Annotated in this window: 18 protein-coding genes, 2 tRNA genes and 1 rRNA gene; 13 read left to right on the forward strand and 8 right to left on the reverse strand. The window is 44.6% G+C overall.

From position 1 onward, the window contains the following. Positions 1-3: 3 nt before the first annotated feature. The 7 genes from mreD to CC97_RS19130 form a co-directional block, all read right to left on the reverse strand. On the reverse strand, positions 4-564 hold the full coding sequence (mreD, locus tag CC97_RS15525) for a rod shape-determining protein MreD (protein ID WP_156036943.1): 561 nt from the start codon (positions 562-564) through the stop codon (positions 4-6). Next, positions 554-1498, reverse strand: coding sequence for a rod shape-determining protein MreC (mreC, locus tag CC97_RS15530; RefSeq protein ID WP_049962965.1), 945 nt, complete (start codon positions 1496-1498; stop codon positions 554-556). The genes mreD and mreC overlap by 11 nt, the downstream gene beginning before the upstream one ends. A gap of 12 nt (positions 1499-1510) precedes the next feature. Continuing rightward, positions 1511-2530: a rod shape-determining protein gene (locus tag CC97_RS15535; protein WP_044976055.1), complete on the reverse strand. Its 1020-nt coding sequence runs from the start codon at positions 2528-2530 to the stop codon at positions 1511-1513. A gap of 94 nt (positions 2531-2624) precedes the next feature. Then, positions 2625-2888, reverse strand: a complete 264-nt coding sequence (locus tag CC97_RS15540) for a DUF4321 domain-containing protein (RefSeq protein WP_044976057.1) — start codon at positions 2886-2888, stop codon at positions 2625-2627. An 88-nt stretch (positions 2889-2976) separates the two neighbouring features. Continuing rightward, entirely contained in the window at positions 2977-5022 is a 2046-nt protein-coding gene (locus CC97_RS15545) for a U32 family peptidase (RefSeq protein ID WP_044976058.1), read from the reverse strand. Positions 5023-5034: 12 nt separating this feature from the next. Next, entirely contained in the window at positions 5035-5376 is a 342-nt protein-coding gene (locus tag CC97_RS15550; protein WP_044976060.1) for a cell division protein ZapA, read from the reverse strand. Between the two features lie 331 nt (positions 5377-5707). Beyond that, on the reverse strand, positions 5708-6799 hold the full coding sequence (locus CC97_RS19130) for a hypothetical protein (RefSeq protein WP_049962966.1): 1092 nt from the start codon (positions 6797-6799) through the stop codon (positions 5708-5710). A gap of 586 nt (positions 6800-7385) precedes the next feature. On the opposite strand from CC97_RS19130, the gene CC97_RS15560 reads away from it, so the two are divergent. The 10 genes from CC97_RS15560 (at position 7386) to CC97_RS15605 (ending at position 17330) form a co-directional block, all read left to right on the forward strand. After that, positions 7386-7847: a sigma-70 family RNA polymerase sigma factor gene (locus CC97_RS15560; RefSeq protein ID WP_044976062.1), complete on the forward strand. Its 462-nt coding sequence runs from the start codon at positions 7386-7388 to the stop codon at positions 7845-7847. 16 nt (positions 7848-7863) lie between these two features. After that, entirely contained in the window at positions 7864-8871 is a 1008-nt protein-coding gene (locus tag CC97_RS15565) for a hypothetical protein (protein ID WP_044976064.1), read from the forward strand. Positions 8872-9136: 265 nt separating this feature from the next. Beyond that, entirely contained in the window at positions 9137-10690 is a 1554-nt protein-coding gene (locus tag CC97_RS15570; RefSeq protein WP_044976066.1) for a sodium/solute symporter, read from the forward strand. 284 nt (positions 10691-10974) lie between these two features. Continuing rightward, positions 10975-12063, forward strand: a complete 1089-nt coding sequence (locus CC97_RS19135) for a helix-turn-helix transcriptional regulator (RefSeq protein ID WP_049962967.1) — start codon at positions 10975-10977, stop codon at positions 12061-12063. Between the two features lie 268 nt (positions 12064-12331). After that, positions 12332-14014: a formate--tetrahydrofolate ligase gene (locus CC97_RS15580; protein WP_044976068.1), complete on the forward strand. Its 1683-nt coding sequence runs from the start codon at positions 12332-12334 to the stop codon at positions 14012-14014. 1 nt (position 14015) lies between these two features. After that, the gene (tsaE, locus tag CC97_RS15585; RefSeq protein ID WP_044976070.1) at positions 14016-14456 is read left to right on the forward strand and encodes a tRNA (adenosine(37)-N6)-threonylcarbamoyltransferase complex ATPase subunit type 1 TsaE; all 441 of its coding nucleotides are present in this window, start codon (positions 14016-14018) and stop codon (positions 14454-14456) included. Then, a complete protein-coding gene (gene tsaB, locus CC97_RS15590; RefSeq protein ID WP_044976072.1) occupies positions 14437-15117 on the forward strand; it encodes a tRNA (adenosine(37)-N6)-threonylcarbamoyltransferase complex dimerization subunit type 1 TsaB in 681 nt (226 codons plus the stop codon). Before tsaE ends, tsaB begins: the two co-directional genes overlap by 20 nt. Before the next feature lie 210 nt (positions 15118-15327). Next, a complete protein-coding gene (rpiB, locus tag CC97_RS15595) occupies positions 15328-15765 on the forward strand; it encodes a ribose 5-phosphate isomerase B (protein ID WP_044976074.1) in 438 nt (145 codons plus the stop codon). Between the two features lie 129 nt (positions 15766-15894). Continuing rightward, entirely contained in the window at positions 15895-16527 is a 633-nt protein-coding gene (gene upp / locus CC97_RS15600; protein WP_044976076.1) for a uracil phosphoribosyltransferase, read from the forward strand. Between the two features lie 80 nt (positions 16528-16607). Beyond that, entirely contained in the window at positions 16608-17330 is a 723-nt protein-coding gene (locus CC97_RS15605; RefSeq protein WP_044977129.1) for an NAD-dependent protein deacylase, read from the forward strand. Positions 17331-17362: 32 nt separating this feature from the next. Here the strand turns inward: CC97_RS15605 and CC97_RS15610 are convergent, their stop codons facing one another. Continuing rightward, a complete protein-coding gene (locus CC97_RS15610) occupies positions 17363-18274 on the reverse strand; it encodes a hypothetical protein (protein WP_044976078.1) in 912 nt (303 codons plus the stop codon). A gap of 482 nt (positions 18275-18756) precedes the next feature. Here CC97_RS15610 and CC97_RS15615 point away from each other — a divergent pair. The 3 genes from CC97_RS15615 to CC97_RS15625 all read left to right on the forward strand — a co-directional run bounded on the left by CC97_RS15615 (position 18757) and on the right by CC97_RS15625 (position 20515). Further along, positions 18757-20265 (forward strand): 16S ribosomal RNA (locus CC97_RS15615). A 94-nt stretch (positions 20266-20359) separates the two neighbouring features. Further along, a tRNA-Ala gene (locus tag CC97_RS15620) sits at positions 20360-20432 on the forward strand. Positions 20433-20441: 9 nt separating this feature from the next. After that, a tRNA-Ile gene (locus CC97_RS15625) sits at positions 20442-20515 on the forward strand. Positions 20516-20573: the final 58 nt, after the last annotated feature.

Below are 20573 nucleotides of genomic sequence, written 5' to 3' on the forward strand. Positions count from 1 at the left end.
TGATCAGTCCTTTATCAGAGCCTGATTATCCTCCGGCTCATATCTCTTTCTCAGAGTAAGATGTTTTCTCAGCTTCCTTACGACAGGGTAGACAACTACCATTGATACCACTGTAAGTATAAATTCCGGAAGGATGTATTCGAGCAGAAGTATCAGTTCGTTGTCGTAACCCCAGATCATGTAGGAGAAGAAGTATTTTATTGAAAAATGGATCGCTGAGTAGAGGATCATTATCACTGAAAAATTGAGCAGAAGCTGCCTCAGCAGACGTGTGAAAAGCAGTGATGTGCAGACACATCCGAAAATCAGTATTATCGCGCCTGAACCTATAAGGTCACCCATTGCAAGATCGCTCAGAAATCCGCATACAAAGCCGATAACTGCGCTCACAAGAGCATCTTCGTCCATCGAGATACACAGCGCAAGCGGAATAAGTATGTTAGGCTTAATGTAACTGCCGGTGGTCATGAAAATGAAGGCAAACCAGATTATTACGGAAAATACCAGCCAGCGGACAACAGCATACCTGCGCTTTTTTCTGGAGGATATCATCCTAATTCCCATCTGATTCACCTTTTTTCTGAGGAACTGCTGCTTCCGTTACAGCTTCTCCGCCCTCTGTATTTTCTCCGGCATTTTTGTAGTCATCTTCTGATTCACCCTTGCCTTCAAAATCTGTTACGACCATAACGCTTGAAAGCTTTCTTACGTCAGCAAAAGGTATTACAGAGGCGTAGAATGATATACCGCTGTCCGCAGCATCTGTTTCCTTTACGGTGCCTACAAGGTATCCGGCAGGGAAAAGACCGCTTGTGCCGGTTGTGATTATTGTATCGCCGGCTTTGATCTTTGTGTCCTTCGGAAGATAGATTATCTGGCTGAGTCCGTCAACGGCATATTTTATGTTGCCTTCAAGTATGCCGGTGTCACCCTTGTTCTGTACCTTGATTCCCACGGAGAGCTCCGGTGAGAGAATAGTCTTTACTGTGCAGTATTTTTCTGATAATTCAGATACGGCACCGACAAGTCCTGCTGATGTGACTACAGGGTCGCCGACAGATATTCCGTCACGGCTGCCCTTGTCGATCATAAATGAACAGAACGGGTCGTTTGCGCTGTAGGAAAGTACACGGCACGGAGGAGAGAGCACATAGTCTGAGTGTCTCTCCTTTATGCCCATAAATTTTTTTAGTTCGTTGAGTTCTGCTCTGGTATTTTCATAGTCAACCAGTTCGTTTCTGAGACGGTTTATTTCATCCTGCAATTCAAGATTTTCCTCATAGTACTTCTTTGAACTGAAGATGTATGATACACCCTTGTCAAGTCCGTTGTATACTGCTGTTGAAGCGTAACGGAACGGCATGGCCAGCGTGTTTACAGCTTTTGAGCTTCCTACAGAATAGCCGGCCTGTGAAAGGGCATAAAGCATTATGCCTATTGCAAGTGCAATAATACACAAAATCAGTTTGAACTTAATGCTTCTGAAAAAATCACGCATTTTTTACTCCGATCAATAGTATTTTGGTCCGTATTCGCTGAGCGCGTCCTCATACTTCTGGTAGTTTTCAATAACTCTTCCTGTGCCCTCGGCAACACAGTCCAGCGGATATTCAGCGATGTAGACAGGCATGCCTGTTTCACTGTTTATAAGGGTATCAAGTCCCTTTAAGAGCGCGCCGCCCCCGCAGAGCGTTATGCCCTGTTCGATGATGTCAGCCGCAAGCTCCGGAGGTGTCTTTTCAAGTGTGACCTTAATAGCGTCTATTATCTTTGAAAGCGGATCCGAAAGTGCTTCTCTGATATCATCTGAGGTAACGGTTATATTTTCAGGGAGTCCGTTGATAAGGTTGCGTCCCCTGATTGTCATTTTTTCAACTGCATCACCGGCAAAAGCAGAACCGATGTTAAGCTTGATCTCCTCAGCTGTTCTTTCGCCTATGAGCATGTTGAATTTTCTTCTTATGTATCCGACGATGGCGTTGTCAAGTTCGTCACCGGCGATTCTTATGGAACGTGAAGTTACTATGCCGCCCATTGAGATAACTGCGACCTCACTCGTTCCGCCGCCGATGTCAACTATCATGTTGCCAACCGGATCTGACACCGGAAGACCGGCGCCGATAGCAGCGGCCATCGGTTCTTCTATTATGTAAACTTTTTTTGCACCTGCAAGTTCGGCAGCATCTTTTACTGCTCGTCTTTCGACCGGAGTTACACCGGACGGGATGCATATTGTAACTCTTGCTTTTGAAAACGGTTTTCCCCTGAGTGCTTTTTTTATAAACTGTGCAAGCATGGTGGTGGTAATGTCAAAGTCAGCTATTACACCGTTTTTCAGCGGCCTTACAGCGACGATGGAACCAGGCGTTTTACCTATTACCTCCTTGGCTTCCCTTCCTACATAGCTTGCGCTTTCATCTTTTGTATTTACGGCAACGACAGAAGGTTCACGTATGATTATGCCTTTGCCTTTAATGTATATAAGTGTATTGGCAGTGCCCAGATCTATACCAATGTCTTTTGTAAACATCTATCATTCTCCTCTTGAACTTAAGCAGATAAATCTTGTGTGTGGATATTTTTTGATTTTTTAAATAATATAGTGCTGTGACAACAGAGTGTGATCAGTCGATAAATTTTGAAAAAACTGCGTAGACTGCTACAGAACCTATGAGACATAAGATCTGAGCGATACTGATGTTGAATGTAAATCCTATTGAGAGGGTAATGATAATAAGGTTAAGGGTTATCGGAACATCATGTCCGAACCCGAATGATGCTGTGTAGGAGAGAATGCCGCTGCTTGTGTGTTCGCCGACATATGCGCCTACGATCAGGGCACTTACAATAAGAATGAGAAATACAAAACCTTTTTTTGTCATTTTCATTAACTCGTATATCCTTTCTGAAAATTTTCAGGAGATCCCTGCCGGACAGGGGAATGGCGGACCTTTCATTCTCCGGTCAGATCATCCTTTATTTTATTCCGCGGAAGTAAAGTCCTCTGGTGATACCCTGAGGGGCTGCCTGGGATCCTTCCGCGTAATCAGTAAATATCTTTTTTATTTCTTTTTCGCTTTCGTCAGTAAAGAAAAGTGTTATAAAGTCCAGTTTTTCATAAGCTTCAGGTTTGTCTGCAAGATATATTGCTTCTGAATTGAAAATCTCAGCATATCCTTCACTGCACATTACTCTGAAACGTCTTCCGGTACGGTCTGTTATTGAATGACGGCATCTGCCGCATCCTACAGAATTTCTGACCGGACAGTTAGCGGTGAGCATGAGCGGAACTTTTCCGTATGCGATAATGCCTGTTTCAGATGAACACGATATATTTCCGGCCTGAACTGATTTGAGTTCAAAGGAAAGTGTGATGTCTTTCAGTCCGTATCCGGCAAGTTCTTCGGCTGAAAACCGGTTGGTAACATTGAGACCAAAATCGCCGTGAAGGACGAAACCAAGCTCTCTGCCCGTTTTTAAATATGCAGCGTTTGAACACATGAGATGTCTGAATCCGTGATCCAGAATGTACTTCAGTTCTTTTTTCAGTTTCTCTTCGTCATAAATGAAGCGCGGCGGTTCTGCAATGATCTTTTCCTTTACAGTTCCGGGAATATCAGCGCTTATTATTTCTCTGAGAGGAAGTATGATATATTCTGCAGCTGTCAGATCATGAGATATCACTGCGGATGCTTTTTCAAGACGCACCCTTACGGCAGGCGGTGATGTGCACGGCTTTCTTTTTTCTTCCGCGTTTTTTCCGCTGCTCAGTGTGCTGTACGTCTGATAAGGCTTTCTTTCTTCGCGCATACTGTACAGTTTTTCAACTGCTTCACGTCTCAGCTGGTTGAGAGATGATGCCGGAACGGAAAGTCCTTCTCCGGCATTTATGCTGTTTCTGCCGCAGCTGTAGATGGTGTCGCCGAGCTTTGTAAGCTGTCTGCTTATATCTTCTGCGGTGACTGCTCTGTTTACGGCTGCTTCAGGTTCTGCACCTGTGACCGTACATGAAAAACCATCGCTGTCTGATGCGGTTATTGTTACCGGACTGTCCTTTCTGACAGTTACGTCAAAATCCAGAACGGATACTTTGCGTTCCTTTCTGTAAAGCTGACGCAGATCAGGCAGAACTTCCGAAGATGACATAACATCATCCCTGTCACGCATACCGAACATGTTTTTTCTGTTTCCGGTGAAGTAACCGTCTGTGAAACCGTTCCGTGAAAAAACAGCTTTCAGCATTTCGGTGTCCGGACTTCCGCCGTCGATCGCAGTTCTGTATGCGGTCACGGCAGCAGCAACATATTCAGGGCGTTTCATTCTGCCTTCTATCTTTAAGGAGGTCACACCGAGAGCTTTTATCTCGCCGATGTGTCCGATAAGAGAAAGATCCTTCAGTGAGAGGCAATGCTCGTCAGGATGTCCGACAGGTGAAAACGGAAGACGGCAGCTCTGTGCGCACAAGCCTCTGTTTGCGCTCCTTGAGCCTATCATCGCGGACATGTAGCACTGGCCTGAGACCGACATGCACAGAGCTCCGTGAACGAAGATCTCTGTTTCAAGTCCTGCCGATGTTATTTCGGATATCATCTGTCTGCTTGCTTCTCTTGATATGACTACTCTTGAAAATCCAAGGCCTTTTGCAAATTCCGCGCCTCCGGGTGTATGGACAGTCATCTGGGTGGATGCATGCAGTGGAATGTCAGGTACGGTGTTTCTGATGATATATGCTGCACCGGGATCCTGCACAATGAATGCATCAGGTGAAAACTCTGCGTATTTTCTGATCTCGCGGATGAAATCATCCGTCTGGCTGTCTGTAATAACTGTGTTTACAGCAATATGAAGCGCCGCGCCGTACCGGTGGCACAGACGGGCTGCTTCCTTTATTTCTGCAGTATCAAAGTTTGAGGCGTTCTGTCTTGCGGAAAAACTTTTTCCGCCGATGTATACGGCATCAGCACCGCAGCGAAGTGCGGCGACAAGTGATTCTGTATTTCCCGCCGGAGCAAGTAATTCCATAATTTCAAAACCTTATTTTCCGGATTTTTTCTCGAGTTCTGCTATCCTGTTTTTAAGCAGTTCAACTTCGCGCAGTGCACTGTCACGTTCAAGGCGTGCCCTTGACGCTTCATCTGCATAGTCCTTGAGCTGCAGGCGAAGATTGTCGTTGTCCTCGTTGCAGTGGTTCATTTCGTCGAGAGTTGAAAGTGCTATCATAACAGATGCGGAGTAGACCGACTGGTTTACATTTATGCCTACGAGTTCTGCAATATTCTTTTCAAGCTTTCTTGCAAGGTTGTAAACATAGGTTGGTTCCTCATCGGTGCGGATAGTATACTCTCTGCCGCATATTACTACCTTTACTCTGTTCATCTGGCATATTTCCTTTCTGATAAAATGTAAAAAAATATGAAGGCCAAAAAAGCCTACATAATTATTATAATATATTTTTCCGGAGTTGCATAGACCCTTAGTGAAATTTTTTTGCTAATTTTTATGCCTTTGGATTGGGCATTTTTATGCATAAATATACAGATAAAAAAAGAAACCACAGTGCAGCAGAGAAAGAAAATGCACTGTGGTTTACGGTTATTATATTTTATGCTTTAACACGGTCAAATTATACACACTTTTATTTAAATAATATCCCATCCGGGATACCGGAATGCAATGTCCGAATTCCATTGCATGAGAAACAGATGAATTATTCTTCTGTTATAACTGCTGCTGTTTCAGTTTCTGCAGAAACTGTCTTTGCAAGTAAGCCCTTGATTGTAACAAGGTCATTTGCATCGATAACGCCGTCAGCAAGAACGTCCTTTACAAGAGCCTTGATCTGTGGCTTTTCCATGTTTCTGATAAGCGGAACAGCGATAGATGTGATGTCAACGATCTCTTCGTCGCTGAGGTCTTCAGTAGCTGCTGTTACCTGGTCAACTGCAAGGTCAATAAGATCGTCGATCTTGTGGCAGTGAGCGAGCTTGTCAGGCTTTGGAGGTTCAGGCTTTTCACCGTCTTCGAGTACCGGAGGTACAGGAGGTACAGGCTTGTTAGCTTCACGTTCTGCCTTTTCAGCTTCGCGCTTAGCGTCTTCTTCAGCCTTCTTGGCTTCTCTTTCAGCTCTCTTTTCAGCTTCCTTAGCTTCTCTTTCAGCCTTCTTGGCTTCTCTTTCAGCTCTCTTTTCAGCTTCCTTAGCTTCTCTTTCAGCCTTCTTAGCTTCACGTTCAGCCTTCAGTTCAGCTTCCTTGGCTTCTCTTTCAGCCTTCTTAGCTTCTCTTTCAGCTTTCTTTTCTTCTTCAGTCTTAGCATCTTCTGCTGCCTTCTTAGCTTCACGTTCAGCCTTGAGTTCAGCTTCCTTAGCTTCTCTTTCAGCCTTTTCAGCTTCGCGCTTAGCCTTCAGTTCAGCTTCCTTGGCTTCTCTTTCAGCCTTCTTTTCAGCTTCCTTAGCTTCACGCTCTGCCTTTTCAGCTTCGTGCTTAGCCTTGAGTTCAGCTTCCTTAGCTTCTCTTTCAGCCTTCTTCTCAGCTTCCTTAGCTTCACGTTCAGCCTTTTCAGCTTCACGCTTTGCATCGTCTTCAGCCTTCTTAGCTTCTCTTTCAGCCTTTCTTGCTGCTTCTTCTTCCTCGTCAACTACAGGAGGCTTCGGAGCTTCAGGAGCTTCAGGTGCCTCAGGAGCAACGATTACAGGAGTTTCAGCTGCAGCTTCTTCAGTTTCAGCTGCTGATACGAATGTTGCTGCGCTTGTTGCGAGCATTGAGATTGCTGAGATACCAGCGATGATCTTATTGATTTTCATAGTAATTCCTGTTCCGTGAAATAAGCGGAACAGACCTCCCTTCAGAATAGATCTCAGGAAACGCTGATTTAAAGATCAGCGTCCTTATAAACGTGTTTTGGTTTTGTAAGTGTAAAAAGAAATTTTTTTGAGTAAAAATGACTGGCACAAACCAGATACTATAGATTCAAAACTGCAGTTTTTGTTTTCTATGTTAATTAGATGCACGGGTTTTAAAAAAGGTTCCCGGAAAAAAATTTTTTTTAAGAAAACGCTGATTTATTCATAAATCAGCGTGGGGTTCGGGGCGAAGCCCCGTAATCTCCCCGCCCCAGCAATCCGGCGAAGCCGGATTGCTGGCTTAATCAGTGTTTTCTTAAATTTATTTTTTCATTCAGAAAAGCGATACACTATATTAATATAAATTTCAGCAGACTGAATTTTCCCCGCTTTATATGTATGAAAAATTTCTGCATACAAATTTTCTGCATACGGGAACCTTTCACTGTTTCCGTGCATCTAATTAGTGATGTATTGACAGACCCTTATTTCGAATGTACAATATACATTATACATATCGTATTATGACCAGAGGGGATACTATTATATGAATTCAAAGGAACAGTTTGGTCAGCTGGTTATGAAATATAAAGAATCGCTTTTCTTTACGGCAAAGTCAATACTGCGGAATGACACTGATGCGGAGGATGCCGTATGCAGTGCGATAATGAAAGCTTTTGAAAATTTCAGTCAGCTGCGTGAACAACAGTATTTCAAATCATGGATAACGCGTATAGTTATCAATGAAGCATATGCAATATGCAGAAAAAACAAGAATCTTCAGTCCATGGAAGAAATGACTACGGAACCGGCGTACAGTGACTATCATGACGAAATGTGGGAGATAGTCAATACTCTTGACGAAGAGTTCAGAACAGTTATAATAATGTTCTACTATAACGATATTCCGATAAATGAGATCGCTGAATATCTTGACATAGCCCCCGGAACTGTAAAGTCAAGACTTAACCGCGGACGAAAAAAACTTAAGGAACTGATTACATTATAGAAAGGTGTGAATTGTTATGAGCAAAGATATGCTGAAAGAAAGTATTAAAAATAAAAAGAATCTTATTCCTGACGACTATGACAGCAGGCTCAGAACGCTTCTGGCTTCTCTTCCGGATGAACCACCTGTATCAGATCCGGAAAACGCTGAAGTTATTACTGAAATAATCAAACGTCCGGCACGTTTCAATATACGTCCTCTTATATCTGCTGCTGCAGTTTTCGTTCTTGTTTTCGCAGGACTTTATTCTGCAAGAAGCGGTATACAGAACGTCTTTGACGGAAGACACGATGAACAGCGCTCATACGTAACGACAGCAGCTTCACAGACGACGGCTGCAGAAACTACAGTAACAGATACAACTGAAGAACCTGAGGTGACTTCAGTTACAGGCATTTCATCCGAAACTGAAGCTCCTGCCGAAACAGCAGGAAACACTGTAACTGAAAAGAATAATGACGGCAGACAGACGCCTTCTGAAGAAAGCGCTCCTGTTCCTGTGAACTCACCGGCAGTACCGGAATCACGCGGAGCACAGGAAGGACCTGCTGTACCTCCGTCAGCAGGAGCAGATACCCCTGCGGCAGAACCGAAACATCCTGACAAGCCTTCCGAACCGGCTGTACCGTCACATCCAGCCGATCCGACCCACCCGGCCGAACCGTCACTTCCTGCCGAACCGACTCATCCTGCAGATCCTGCACATCCTGCAGCACCTTCTCATCCTGCTGAACCGGTTCAGCCGACAGAAGAACCTGAAAAGCATGAACCACCTTTCGCACCGTCTCACCCTGTTCATCCGGGACATGATGATGATGACGACGATGATGATATGAAGAAGAAAGCTGAGGAAAAAATAAAAGAAGCCGAAGAAAGAATGAAGGAAAACCAGGAGAGGATCAGGGAAGAGCAGAGCAGAAGAGCAGAAGAGCTCGAAAAGAGAAAAGAAGCTGCCGAAGCGTTTAAAAATGAAAATGCATTTGCTCCGCTCCCTCATGAGAACGAAGGAAAACTTCTCAGGTAATACTGCGAAAATATAAACTCAGAAAAGGCACGTTCTGTAAAACCAGACGTGTCTTTTTCTCTGCTTTTACAGACGGCAGCTTTGAACTTTGGACAGTTAATGACCAGTGCAGTTATGCATGTTTAACTAAATTGCGAAATTTGGTTGACATAAGCATTATCCTTTGATATACTATTAAAGGCTCTATTGCTTTAAACCATTAAAGTTGAACTTTGACTTTAACGATTTAAAGCGGTACGGAAATATATAACAGGAGGTATATGCAATGATAATTGCAATTCTGATACTCTACGTGCTGATGATGATCGGCATCGGCGTATCAACACACAGTAAAAGTTCGTCTATCGACGGATTCATTCTCGGAGGAAGAAACGTAGGTTCATGGCTTACAGCATTCGCCTTCGGTACATCTTATTTTTCAGCGGTCGTTTTCGTAGGATATGCCGGTCAGTTCGGATGGAACTACGGTATGTCAGCTTCATGGATCGGTATAGGAAACGCCGTTATCGGAAGCGCGCTTGCGTGGATGGTTCTCGGAAGAAGAACAAGAACCATGACAAAGCACCTCGAAGCTTCCACAATGCCTGAGTTCTTTGAAAAAAGATTCAGGTCAAAGGGCATCAAGACAGCAGCTGCAGTAATAATCTTTATTTTCCTTATTCCTTACACTGCATCTGTTTACAACGGCCTTTCAAGACTGTTCTCAATGGCGTTCAACATTGACTATTCAGTCTGCATCATCGCCATGGCTCTTCTTACAGCCGTTTACGTTATCCTCGGAGGATATGCCGCAACAGCTATCAACGACTTCGTTCAGGGCATCATCATGCTCGGCGGCATTATTGCTGTTATTCTTTTCGCACTCAACGAAAAAGGCGGTTTCTCATCCGTTCTCACACAGCTCGGTGAGATCGAAGCAGGTGTTCCGAAAAACACACTCAACTCATGCTTCGGCCCTGACCCGATCAACCTTTTCGGTGTTGTAATACTCACTTCACTCGGTACATGGGGACTTCCTCAGATGGTTCACAAATTCTACGCTATCAGGAGCGAAGATGCGATCAAAAAGGGAACTGTCATTTCCACTGTCTTCGCTGTAGTCGTAGCAGGCGGTTCATATTTCCTCGGAGGTCTCGGCCGTGTTTACTGCACAGCTGACAGTACAGACGGAAGCGGCAGAACATTCATTGAAAAGCTCGCCAACGGAAAGCTCGACTTCGACGCTATCGTACCAAGCCTTCTTCAGTCATGTCTTCCTGACATCATGATCGGTCTCGTTGTTGTACTCGTTCTCTCAGCTTCAATGTCAACACTTTCTTCACTCGTTCTCACATCAAGCTCAACAGTAACAATCGATCTTATCCGTCCTCTTACAAATGGTAAGATGAATGAAAAGAAGGAAGTTCTCACAATGAGAGTTTTCATCGCAGTATTCCTTCTTATCTCAGTTATCATCGCACTTAACAAGAACGCATACATCTCAACTCTCATGTCCATCTCATGGGGCGCTCTCGCCGGTGCCTTCCTTGCACCTTTCATGTACGGACTTTACAGCAAAAAGGTTACAAGAGCTGCCGTTATCGCAAGCTTCGTATCCGGTGTAGGTATTACAGTTGTTCACATGTTCATCTTCAGCCTCGGCTTCTTCCCTGAAGCAACAAAGGCTGCAGCATCACTCAAACTCAACATGGCATCACCTATCAACGCCGGTGCTATCGCAATGATCGCAGGTCTTATCATCGTTCCGATAGTAAGCAGCTTCACAAAGAATTCTGATCAGGCTGAACTTGACAAGGCTTTCGAGTGCTACAGCAAGTGATCCGGAGAACCAAAATACTAAGGAAACACTGATTTACGGGTGGGAAGACTGAGGGGCTTCGCCCCGTACCCCACGCTGATCTATGAATAAATCAGCGTTTTTCTGAAAAAAGATCCGTTTCGTGTGAAATTACGAACGGATCTTTTTGTATGTAAACTTTAAGTTGCCGCATCGGATTTTCTGCGGTGGTGAAAAAATTTTTCATGTATACCTCTGGTTTATTGTTAATTTAAAGGATCTGTGATATCATATAAAAAGAAAAAATAAAGAAAGGGGACGACGGCATGTCTTTTGCTTCGGAACTTCAGAAAATCAGAACAGAGAATAATATATCACAGGAAGGACTGGCTGAACTGCTGGGGGTATCGCGTCAGTCGGTATCCAAGTGGGAGCGCGGAAAAGGCTATCCGGAAATTGAAAAACTGATATTTATAAGTGAACGTTTCGGCGTATCGCTCGATACACTGCTCAAAAGCAGGGACGATCATCCCAGTAGTCAGAGACGGCCTATAAGTCTTGAAAAGGAAAGTCCGGAAAATCTGCGCATCAGCAGCAGATCAGATTCAGTAAGAATCAGCTATCCGGAAAATTCGCTCGATGAGGAGATATATCCGGAAAATAAAGTCTATGCCTCAGAGAATAACACGGCTTTTTTCGGTAACACTGTAGTGTCAGGAAAATCCGGACTCAGAGCATATACCGACACTTCCGGCGCATCATATTCTGCCGGCGGCAGTTCCGGAGGAAAAAAGAGCTTCACAGGACAGGTGTTTGACCGCATCCGTCGGAGAAGGAAGCGCTTAAAACCATTTGCGAGACGTTTTCTGCTTGCCCTTGTTATTCTGTCATATACAGTGGGGATTATCTGCTTTATTTTAGTTGCGAGCGGGTATTTTGACAGGACTGTCTACAAGACTGTCTATACTGAAAGTCCGATGGATGGTGTATACGACGATGGATTACCTGACCCGGATATACCATATCCGGATTTAAGATATCTTTATGATGAAGCTACAGGAACAAGATATATTTTCGACAGTCAGTATTCGGATGGTATTGTACAGGATGTGCAGAGTACCGATTTAAACGAATGTATTAAACTTACCGATCCTGAAACAGGAAATACATTTTACTGTGAAAACAGTTACTATTATAACAATGCAGCTGTTTCACCTGCAGAGGAAAATTCTCATGTGTACGTGATACCGTATTATATGCTTGCAGGAGCTGTTCATGCGGAAAACCAGCATGAATATACGGCCTGTCAGGATATAAACACTAATACATGGTACTTCGTTCCTAACATGATCTTAGAGAAATGCGAAGCGACCTTCGAAACAGAAACCGACGCTGATGCCGGTCATCGTTCTTAGAAAACGCTGATTTATTCATAAATCAGAGTGGGGCACGGGGCGAAGCCCCCCGCAATTTCCCCCTGATTTAATCAGTGTTTCCCTTAAATTGTATTTTTATATATAAACACGCAAATGCATTTCATAAAATATGTACATTCAGTACTGTTGAAACAGTGCGTTTTGTATGGTATAATTAGTATAGTGAACGCAAACAGGTATTTACGTTCACTATACTAATTTTTTTATTAAAGTTATCAATATTCTTAAGGTGAAAGGGAAAGAATTGATGTTGACTGATATCGAAATCGCTCAGGGAGCAAAAATGAAAAAAATCACTGATATCGCGGCCGGAATCGGTCTTGATACTGATGATATCGAACAGTACGGGCAGTACAAGGCTAAGCTTTCAGAATCTGTTTACAGGAAGTATGAAAATGCTCCGGACGGAAAACTGATCCTTGTAACAGCGATCAATCCTACTCCGGCAGGTGAAGGAAAGACTACTGTAAGTGTCGGCCTTGCTCAGGCAATGGCGAAGATTGGAAAGAAAGCCATGCTCGCTCTCAGGGAGCCTTCTCTTGGTCCGGTGTTCGGAATAAAGGGCGGTGCTGCCGGCGGCGGATACTCACAGGTAGTTCCTATGGAGGATATCAACCTTCATTTTACAGGTGACATGCACGCCATCACTGCTGCAAACAACCTGATCTGCGCTATGATCGATAATCATATCCATCAGGGAAATGAACTGAGGATCGACTGCAGAAGAATAATTTTCAGACGCTGCCTCGATATGAACGACAGAGCCCTCAGAAACACGGTTGTCGGACTCGGCGGAAAGATCAACGGATTCCCGCGTGAAGACGGATTCCAGATAACAGTTGCTTCAGAAGTAATGGCTATTCTCTGTCTCGCTTCTTCGCTCGATGACCTTAAGACAAGAATAGGGAACATTCTCGTGGCATACAATCTGGACGGAGAACCGGTGTATGCACGTGAACTCGGTGTCGCAGGAGCGGCTACTGCACTTCTTAAAGATGCGCTCAAGCCGAATCTCGTTCAGACACTTGAAAACAATCCTGTTTTCATCCACGGAGGCCCTTTTGCCAATATAGCACACGGATGCAATTCCGTACGCGCCACAAAGCTTGCACTTAAGCTCGGTGACTACTGCATAACCGAAGCAGGATTTGGTTCCGACCTCGGTGCTGAAAAGTTCTTCGACATCAAGTGCCGCTTTGCCGGAATCAAGCCGTCATGCGTTGTAATGGTCGCAACTATCCGCGCACTCAAGTACAACGGCGGCGTACCTAAGACAGAACTTACAGCTGAAAACACTGAAGCTCTGAAAAAAGGTATCGTAAACTTAAGAACACACATTGAAAACATGAAAAAGTTCGGCGTTCCGGTCGTTGTAGCGATCAACCGTTTCCACACTGACACGGACGCTGAAATAGCAGTAATAGAAGAAACATGCCGTGAAATGAACGTAGAAGTATCTCTTACCGAGATCTTTGCAAAGGGCGGCGAAGGCGGAAAGGATCTTGCTGAAAAGGTTTGCTCCACTATCGAAAAGGCTGAAAAGAACGGTGAGATAAACTTCGCACCTATTTACGATGAAAAGCTTCCTGTAAAGGAAAAGCTTGATATAATCGCACGCGAGATATACCGTGCTGACGGTGTCATCTTTACCGCACAGGCTGAAAAATCCCTTAAGGAGATTGAAAAGCTCGGACTTACAGATATTCCGGTATGTGTTGCAAAGACACAGTATTCACTTTCCGATGATTCTTCTCTTCTCGGAAAGCCGGAAAACTTTAAGATCACAGTCCGCGACCTTAAGGTTTCATCAGGTGCCGGATTTATCGTAGCCTACACAGGTGACATCATGACTATGCCGGGACTTCCGAAACAGCCTGCAGCTCTAAAGATCGACTGCGACAACGACGGCAATATTACAGGACTTTTCTGATATGTATAAGTTTGAAACTCATTCTCCGGAGGAGACAATAGAGCTTGCCGCTAAAATCGGAGCTCTTCTCCGTCCGGGAGATATAATAGCCTTTAAGGGCGGGCTCGGTGCAGGAAAGACAACATTCACAAGAGGACTTGCCATTGGCGCAGGACTTGACGATGAAGTTGCTTCACCAACCTTTGCTCTTGTAAACGAATATCACGGTGCTCTCGACATCTATCACTTTGACATGTACCGCATCGAAGGACCGGATGATCTTGAAACTACCGGATTTTTCGATTATCCGATGGAGGACAGTGTCTTCGTTATCGAGTGGTCGGAAAACATCATCGATGTGCTCCCTGAAAATATTATTTCTGTAGAGATAATACGCACCGGTGACGAGTCGCGTGAAATAATCATCGAAGGAGATGACAGGTTTGCAGATATTAGGAATTGACACATCAGGTAAAAACGCTTCCGTTGCCGTATGGAATGACGGTGAACTGAGGGCTCAGTACTTTGTGCAGACCAGAATGACTCACTCACAGGTCATACTTCTGCTGTGTGAAAAAATGCTTGCAGATCTCGGAATTACCGTAAAGGACATTGACCGGTTTGCAGTTGCCGCAGGACCTGGCTCCTACACGGGTCTCAGAATAGGCATTTCGGCTGTAAAGGCACTTGCCTTCGGACTCGGAAAGAAATGCAGCGGTATTTCCACGCTTGAAGCTGTCGCATATAATTTTGCAGGTGCAGCCGACTGTTATGTATGTTCAGTTATGAAAGCAAGACTCGACATACTCTACTGTGCTGTTTTCAGAATATACGGAAACGAAGTTTCCTGTGTTCTTGAAGACACCATGATGACAAAGACTGAACTTGCCGGAAAGCTTAAGGATTTTGACGGAAAGATCATCGCTGCAGGCGATGCGGCATCCGATTTTGTCTCATATGCTGCCGATGAACGAATAGTTCTCGCTCCGGCACATCTCAGATATCAGCTTGCATCAGGAATATGCATGAGTGCTGCTGACAAGGAGGGCAAAGATCCTGATGAGATCGATGCACTTTATATGCAGATAACAAAGGCTGAAAAGGATCTGCTTGAAAAAAACTGATCTATTATGCCGGATCACGTTCCGGACAGAACGGCCGTCATGTGTCTGTCACAGAAAATTCGTCACAGAAAATTCAGCAAATGATTTGAAAATAGCTGTTGATTTTTTATTGTATAAGTGTTATAATTTAATCATTATTTCCAATGTCCACAGTTTACAGTTTTACTGTATCTGCGGACGTAAATTTTTTATGAAAACGGAGGAACTGCGATGATAGCAATAGGATGCGATCATGCTGCTGTAGAACTTAAAGATGAGATAGTGAATTTCCTTAAGGAAAAGAACATAGAAGTTACCGACTGCGGTATTAAAGCCGGCGAAAAATGTGATTATCCTGACATGGCCGAAAAGGTATGCGGAATGATCACTTCAGGCAAGGCTGAAAAGGGCATTTTAGTATGCGGCACAGGTATCGGAATGTCGATAGCTGCCAACAAAATTAAGGGTATCCGTGCAGCCTGCTGTTCAGATCATTTCTCAGCAAAGTACACAAGACTCCACAACGATGCAAACGTACTCTGCATGGGTGCGAGAGTTATCGGACCGGGCATTGCACTTGAACTTACTGATCTTTTCCTGAACACTGAATTTGAAGGCGGCCGTCACCAGAGAAGAGTCGACCTTATAACAAAACTTGAAGAAAAATAACTTTTACAGTTCCGGGGAAACGCTGATTTATTCATAAATCAGCATGGGCACGGGGCGAATCCCCGTAATTTCCGGTTTAATCAGTGTTTCCTTAAAAAAAACTGCAGTTATAAAGGAGGATAAACTGACATGTATAATAACGTAAAAATAATCGAACACCCGCTCGTACAGCATAAACTTTCACTTCTCAGAGACAAGACTACCGGCTCCAAGGAATTCAGGGAGCTTATAGCTGAAACTGCAACACTTATGTGCTACGAAGCTACAAGAGATCTTCCTCTTAAGGAAGTTGAGATATCAACTCCTCTTGCAACAGCAAAGTCAAAGATAATCTCAGGACGTAAACTTGCCTTTATTCCGATCCTCAGAGCAGGTCTCGGAATGGCTGAAGGTGCAATGTCACTCGTTCCTGCTGCCAAGATAGGCCACATCGGTACTTTCCGTGATCCGAAAACACTTGAGTCTGTTCTTTACTACAGCAAGCTTCCGGAAGATATCAACGAACGCGATGCGATCATTCTTGATCCGATGCTCGCAACAGGTGCGTCAGCGTGCGTAGCGATCGACGAACTCAAGAAGAAGGACGCAAAGAGCATAAAGCTCATGTGTATCATTGCTTCACCTGAAGGACTTGAAAAGGTAGCTACACTTCACCCTGAAGTTGAGATCTACTGCTGTGCAGTGGACGAGCGCCTTGATGAACACAAGTACATCATTCCTGGCCTCGGCGATGCAGGCGACCGTATTTTCGGTACAAGATGATCATAAACCAGTAAAAGCAAAACGTTCGGCAGACCCATGTCCGCCGGACGTTTTTTTAAAAGGAGAGAAACATTATGAATATGGATGAGAAAATAGCAACATTGCAGAAATGGATCGACGAATCAGAAAACACAGTATTTTTCGGCGGAGCGGGAGTATCAACGGAAAGCGGAATACCGGACTTCAGAAGCGTAGACGGACTGTACAGCCAGAAGTACGATTATCCGCCTGAGGAGATAATAAGCCACGAATTCTTCTACGCAAAAACCGAGGAGTTCTACAGGTTTTACCGTGACAAGCTTCTTGCGCCGGACGTAAAACCGAACAAAGCTCATCTTAAACTCGCAGAGCTTGAAGCTGCCGGAAAACTGAATGCTGTCATTACGCAGAACATCGACGGTCTTCATCAGATGGCAGGAAGCAAAAAGGTTTTCGAGCTTCACGGTGCGGTAAGCAGAAACTTCTGCCTTGAATGCGGAAAAAGATTTGACGCAGAGTACATTATGGAACACACTCCGGTACCGAAATGCAGCTGCGGCGGACTTATAAAGCCGGATGTAGTCCTCTACAACGAAGGACTTGACGACAACATTGTTAGCGGAGCGATAAAAGCGCTTTCCGAAGCGTCTCTTCTGATCGTCGGCGGCACATCACTGGTAGTCTACCCGGCCGCCGGACTCCTCAGATACTTCAAAGGCAGTCACATAGTTCTTATAAACAAATCGGCAACTGCATTCGACAAAAACTGCGATCTCGTTTTCAATGATTCTATCGGTGCAGTCCTCGACTGTATCAAAGCATGATCTTAGGGAAACGCTGATTTATTCATGAGTTATCAGAACAGATCAAGCATGTTGTCAAGGTATATTTCTTCACGTACTGTAAGCTGATATTCCGTTTTTGTAAGATAGTAAAGGAGAAATTCAAGGACAACGGCACTTCCGAGACTGCGTCCTTCTATTTTGAAATTTGAAAAACCGAGCGGCATGTATGTGTTTAAAATATCGTTTACGCCTATGAAAGCAGGGTTTTTCATTGCTTTCGAGAAACGGTATCCGCCCTCAGCGTCAGGAGCGGTGCAGATGTGGTCTGGACAGTCTTCACCAAGATTTTTCCGGCTTACATTTTCGTAGCATGCTTTACGGTCCTTACAGTAAAATGAGCAGCATTCATTGCACAGAAATTCGACTTTGTTTTTCTGTGTCTGTGAGAGTGTGCCGAGTTTGTCAAACATCTTATTCAGTCTGAAATCAGGAACTACATATTTAAAATCATTCCGGTCTGTTTCCTTAAGAAATTCATCAAAATCAGTCTGGACCTTTGTGGTTGAGGAAACGAAATAGAGACCGGGATAATTATTTTTAATATGTTCAAGAAGCAGATCGGAATGGATTATTACACCGTTCTGAACATGTTTGCTGCTGTTTAAAAGTTCACACAGGGCATTGCATTTTCTGTCGGCAAGATCTTCGGGTCCTAAAAGTGAATTACTGAACGTAAGCCTTGAAGATATTCCGTATTCATTCATAAGTGCAAGCACATCTTCGGCTGAACATTCACCGTATCCGGCACGTCCTCCGCCCCAGATGCAGTCAGCCGGAGCGCCGTAAACGGAACTGATCTCACACCAGTCGTAGAAATACTCCCGGTGCTCACGGTACAGCGGCAGGAATACGCTGTACAGGTCATAAAATTCAAACAGTCCCGGGAGATGATAGTAAGCTTTCTTTGTTTTTTTATCGTTCATATGATCAGACCTTTTTATGAAGCCGGAATTCCGGTTTAATGAGTGTTTTCTTAGAATTATAACATGATAATAAAACGGAAACAAGACAGCGCGAAATGCCAAATCAACATATACCCGTGATGTATCGGAAAATCGTCAGCTTCAGACAGTACATGACTGGACTTATTCATATAAAAACAGTTTGAGGAACAAGTAAACTGTGGAACATTCACAAACTGAAAAAAACGGCCGAAAAAGTGTTGACAAGCGCGTATCTGCGTGATATAATAATAAAGCTGTCGGACGCGAGAACACTCCGGAAGACAGAGTAATAAGTATCTTGAAAATTGAACAATGCACTAAACAATACCCTTGAAGATTCTTTGAGATTTAATTCTCTTGAATTATTTAAGAAGTCAAGCAGAAGACATAATAAAATCTGCAGCTAAGTATTCTGAACAGAGTACAGGAAAGATAATAAACCGAAAGGTTATTATAGAACTTTTATAAAGAGTTTGATCCTGGCTCAGGATGAACGCTGGCGGCACGCCTAACACATGCAAGTCGAACGGAGTTTAAGAGAGCTTGCTCTTTTAAACTTAGTGGCGGACGGGTGAGTAACACGTGAGCAACCTGCCTTTCAGAGAGGGATAGCTTCTGGAAACGGATGGTAATACCTCATAACATATTGGTACGGCATCGTATTAATATCAAAGATTTATCGCTGAAAGATGGGCTCGCGTCTGATTAGCTGGTTGGTGAGGTAACGGCCCACCAAGGCAACGATCAGTAGCCGGACTGAGAGGTTGAACGGCCACATTGGGACTGAGACACGGCCCAGACTCCTACGGGAGGCAGCAGTGGGGAATATTGCACAATGGGCGCAAGCCTGATGCAGCGATGCCGCGTGAGGGAAGAAGGTTTTCGGATTGTAAACCTCTGTCATCGGGGACGAAAATGACGGTACCCGAGAAGGAAGCTCCGGCTAACTACGTGCCAGCAGCCGCGGTAATACGTAGGGAGCAAGCGTTATCCGGAATTACTGGGTGTAAAGGGAGTGTAGGCGGGACTGCAAGTCAGATGTGAAATATGCCGGCTTAACTGGCAGACTGCATTTGAAACTGTGGTTCTTGAGTGAAGTAGAGGTAAGCGGAATTCCTAGTGTAGCGGTGAAATGCGTAGATATTAGGAGGAACATCAGTGGCGAAGGCGGCTTACTGGGCTTTAACTGACGCTGAGGCTCGAAAGCGTGGGGAGCAAACAGGATTAGATACCCTGGTAGTCCACGCTGTAAACGATGATTACTAGGTGTGGGGGGACTGACCCCTTCCGTGCCGCAGTTAACACAATAAGTAATCCACCTGGGGAGTACGGCCGCAAGGCTGAAACTCAAAGGAATTGACGGGGGCCCGCACAAGCAGTGGAGTATGTGGTTTAATTCGAAGCAACGCGAAGAACCTTACCAGGTCTTGACATCGAGTGAAGTATCAAGAGATTGATATGTCTTCGGACACAAAGACAGGTGGTGCATGGTTGTCGTCAGCTCGTGTCGTGAGATGTTGGGTTAAGTCCCGCAACGAGCGCAACCCTTACCATTAGTTGCTACGCAAGAGCACTCTAATGGGACTGCCGTTGACAAAACGGAGGAAGGTGGGGATGACGTCAAATCATCATGCCCCTTATGACCTGGGCTACACACGTACTACAATGGCAATCGAACAGAGGGAAGCAATACAGCGATGTAAAGCAAAACCCGAAAAATTGTCTCAGTTCGGATTGCAGGCTGCAACCCGCCTGCATGAAGTCGGAATTGCTAGTAATCGCAGATCAGCATGCTGCGGTGAATACGTTCCCGGGCCTTGTACACACCGCCCGTCACACCATGGGAGTCGGTAACACCCGAAGCCAGTAGTCCAACCGCAAGGAGGACGCTGTCGAAGGTGGGATTGATGACTGGGGTGAAGTCGTAACAAGGTAGCCGTATCGGAAGGTGCGGCTGGATCACCTCCTTTCTAAGGAGAACCGTTCTTCATGAAGAAGAACAAAATTCCTAAGGTTAGTTCATGGGTTAGGCATTGTTCAGCTTTGAGGATACTTATCCTAAATGGGGGTATAGCTCAGCTGGGAGAGCACCTGCTTTGCAAGCAGGGGGTCAGGAGTTCGATCCTCCTTATCTCCATTCTTAATTGGGCGCATAGCTCAGGTGGTTAGAGCGCACGCCTGATAAGCGTGAGGTCGATGGTTCGAATCCATTTGTGCCCACTCATTAAGAACAGATATCAGATGATAAAAAGTTATCCTCTGATATGTATTCTTAATG

Source organism: Ruminococcus sp. HUN007 (assembly GCF_000712055.1).
Classification (GTDB): Bacteria; Bacillota; Clostridia; order Oscillospirales; family Ruminococcaceae; genus HUN007.

What these genes read in the sequence shown, in the direction of transcription:
- mreD (WP_156036943.1), bottom strand. Translation starts at nt 564, where the DNA reads ATGGGAATTAGGATGATATCCTCCAGAAAAAAGCGCAGGTATGCTGTT.
- mreC (WP_049962965.1), bottom strand. Translation starts at nt 1,498, where the DNA reads ATGCGTGATTTTTTCAGAAGCATTAAGTTCAAACTGATTTTGTGTATT.
- CC97_RS15535 (WP_044976055.1), bottom strand. Translation starts at nt 2,530, where the DNA reads ATGTTTACAAAAGACATTGGTATAGATCTGGGCACTGCCAATACACTT.
- CC97_RS15540 (WP_044976057.1), bottom strand. Translation starts at nt 2,888, where the DNA reads ATGAAAATGACAAAAAAAGGTTTTGTATTTCTCATTCTTATTGTAAGT.
- CC97_RS15545 (WP_044976058.1), bottom strand. Translation starts at nt 5,022, where the DNA reads ATGGAATTACTTGCTCCGGCGGGAAATACAGAATCACTTGTCGCCGCA.
- CC97_RS15550 (WP_044976060.1), bottom strand. Translation starts at nt 5,376, where the DNA reads ATGAACAGAGTAAAGGTAGTAATATGCGGCAGAGAGTATACTATCCGC.
- CC97_RS19130 (WP_049962966.1), bottom strand. Translation starts at nt 6,799, where the DNA reads ATGAAAATCAATAAGATCATCGCTGGTATCTCAGCAATCTCAATGCTC.
- CC97_RS15560 (WP_044976062.1), top strand. Translation starts at nt 7,386, where the DNA reads ATGAATTCAAAGGAACAGTTTGGTCAGCTGGTTATGAAATATAAAGAA.
- CC97_RS15565 (WP_044976064.1), top strand. Translation starts at nt 7,864, where the DNA reads ATGAGCAAAGATATGCTGAAAGAAAGTATTAAAAATAAAAAGAATCTT.
- CC97_RS15570 (WP_044976066.1), top strand. Translation starts at nt 9,137, where the DNA reads ATGATAATTGCAATTCTGATACTCTACGTGCTGATGATGATCGGCATC.
- CC97_RS19135 (WP_049962967.1), top strand. Translation starts at nt 10,975, where the DNA reads ATGTCTTTTGCTTCGGAACTTCAGAAAATCAGAACAGAGAATAATATA.
- CC97_RS15580 (WP_044976068.1), top strand. Translation starts at nt 12,332, where the DNA reads ATGTTGACTGATATCGAAATCGCTCAGGGAGCAAAAATGAAAAAAATC.
- tsaE (WP_044976070.1), top strand. Translation starts at nt 14,016, where the DNA reads ATGTATAAGTTTGAAACTCATTCTCCGGAGGAGACAATAGAGCTTGCC.
- rpiB (WP_044976074.1), top strand. Translation starts at nt 15,328, where the DNA reads ATGATAGCAATAGGATGCGATCATGCTGCTGTAGAACTTAAAGATGAG.
- upp (WP_044976076.1), top strand. Translation starts at nt 15,895, where the DNA reads ATGTATAATAACGTAAAAATAATCGAACACCCGCTCGTACAGCATAAA.
- CC97_RS15605 (WP_044977129.1), top strand. Translation starts at nt 16,608, where the DNA reads ATGGATGAGAAAATAGCAACATTGCAGAAATGGATCGACGAATCAGAA.
- CC97_RS15610 (WP_044976078.1), bottom strand. Translation starts at nt 18,274, where the DNA reads ATGAACGATAAAAAAACAAAGAAAGCTTACTATCATCTCCCGGGACTG.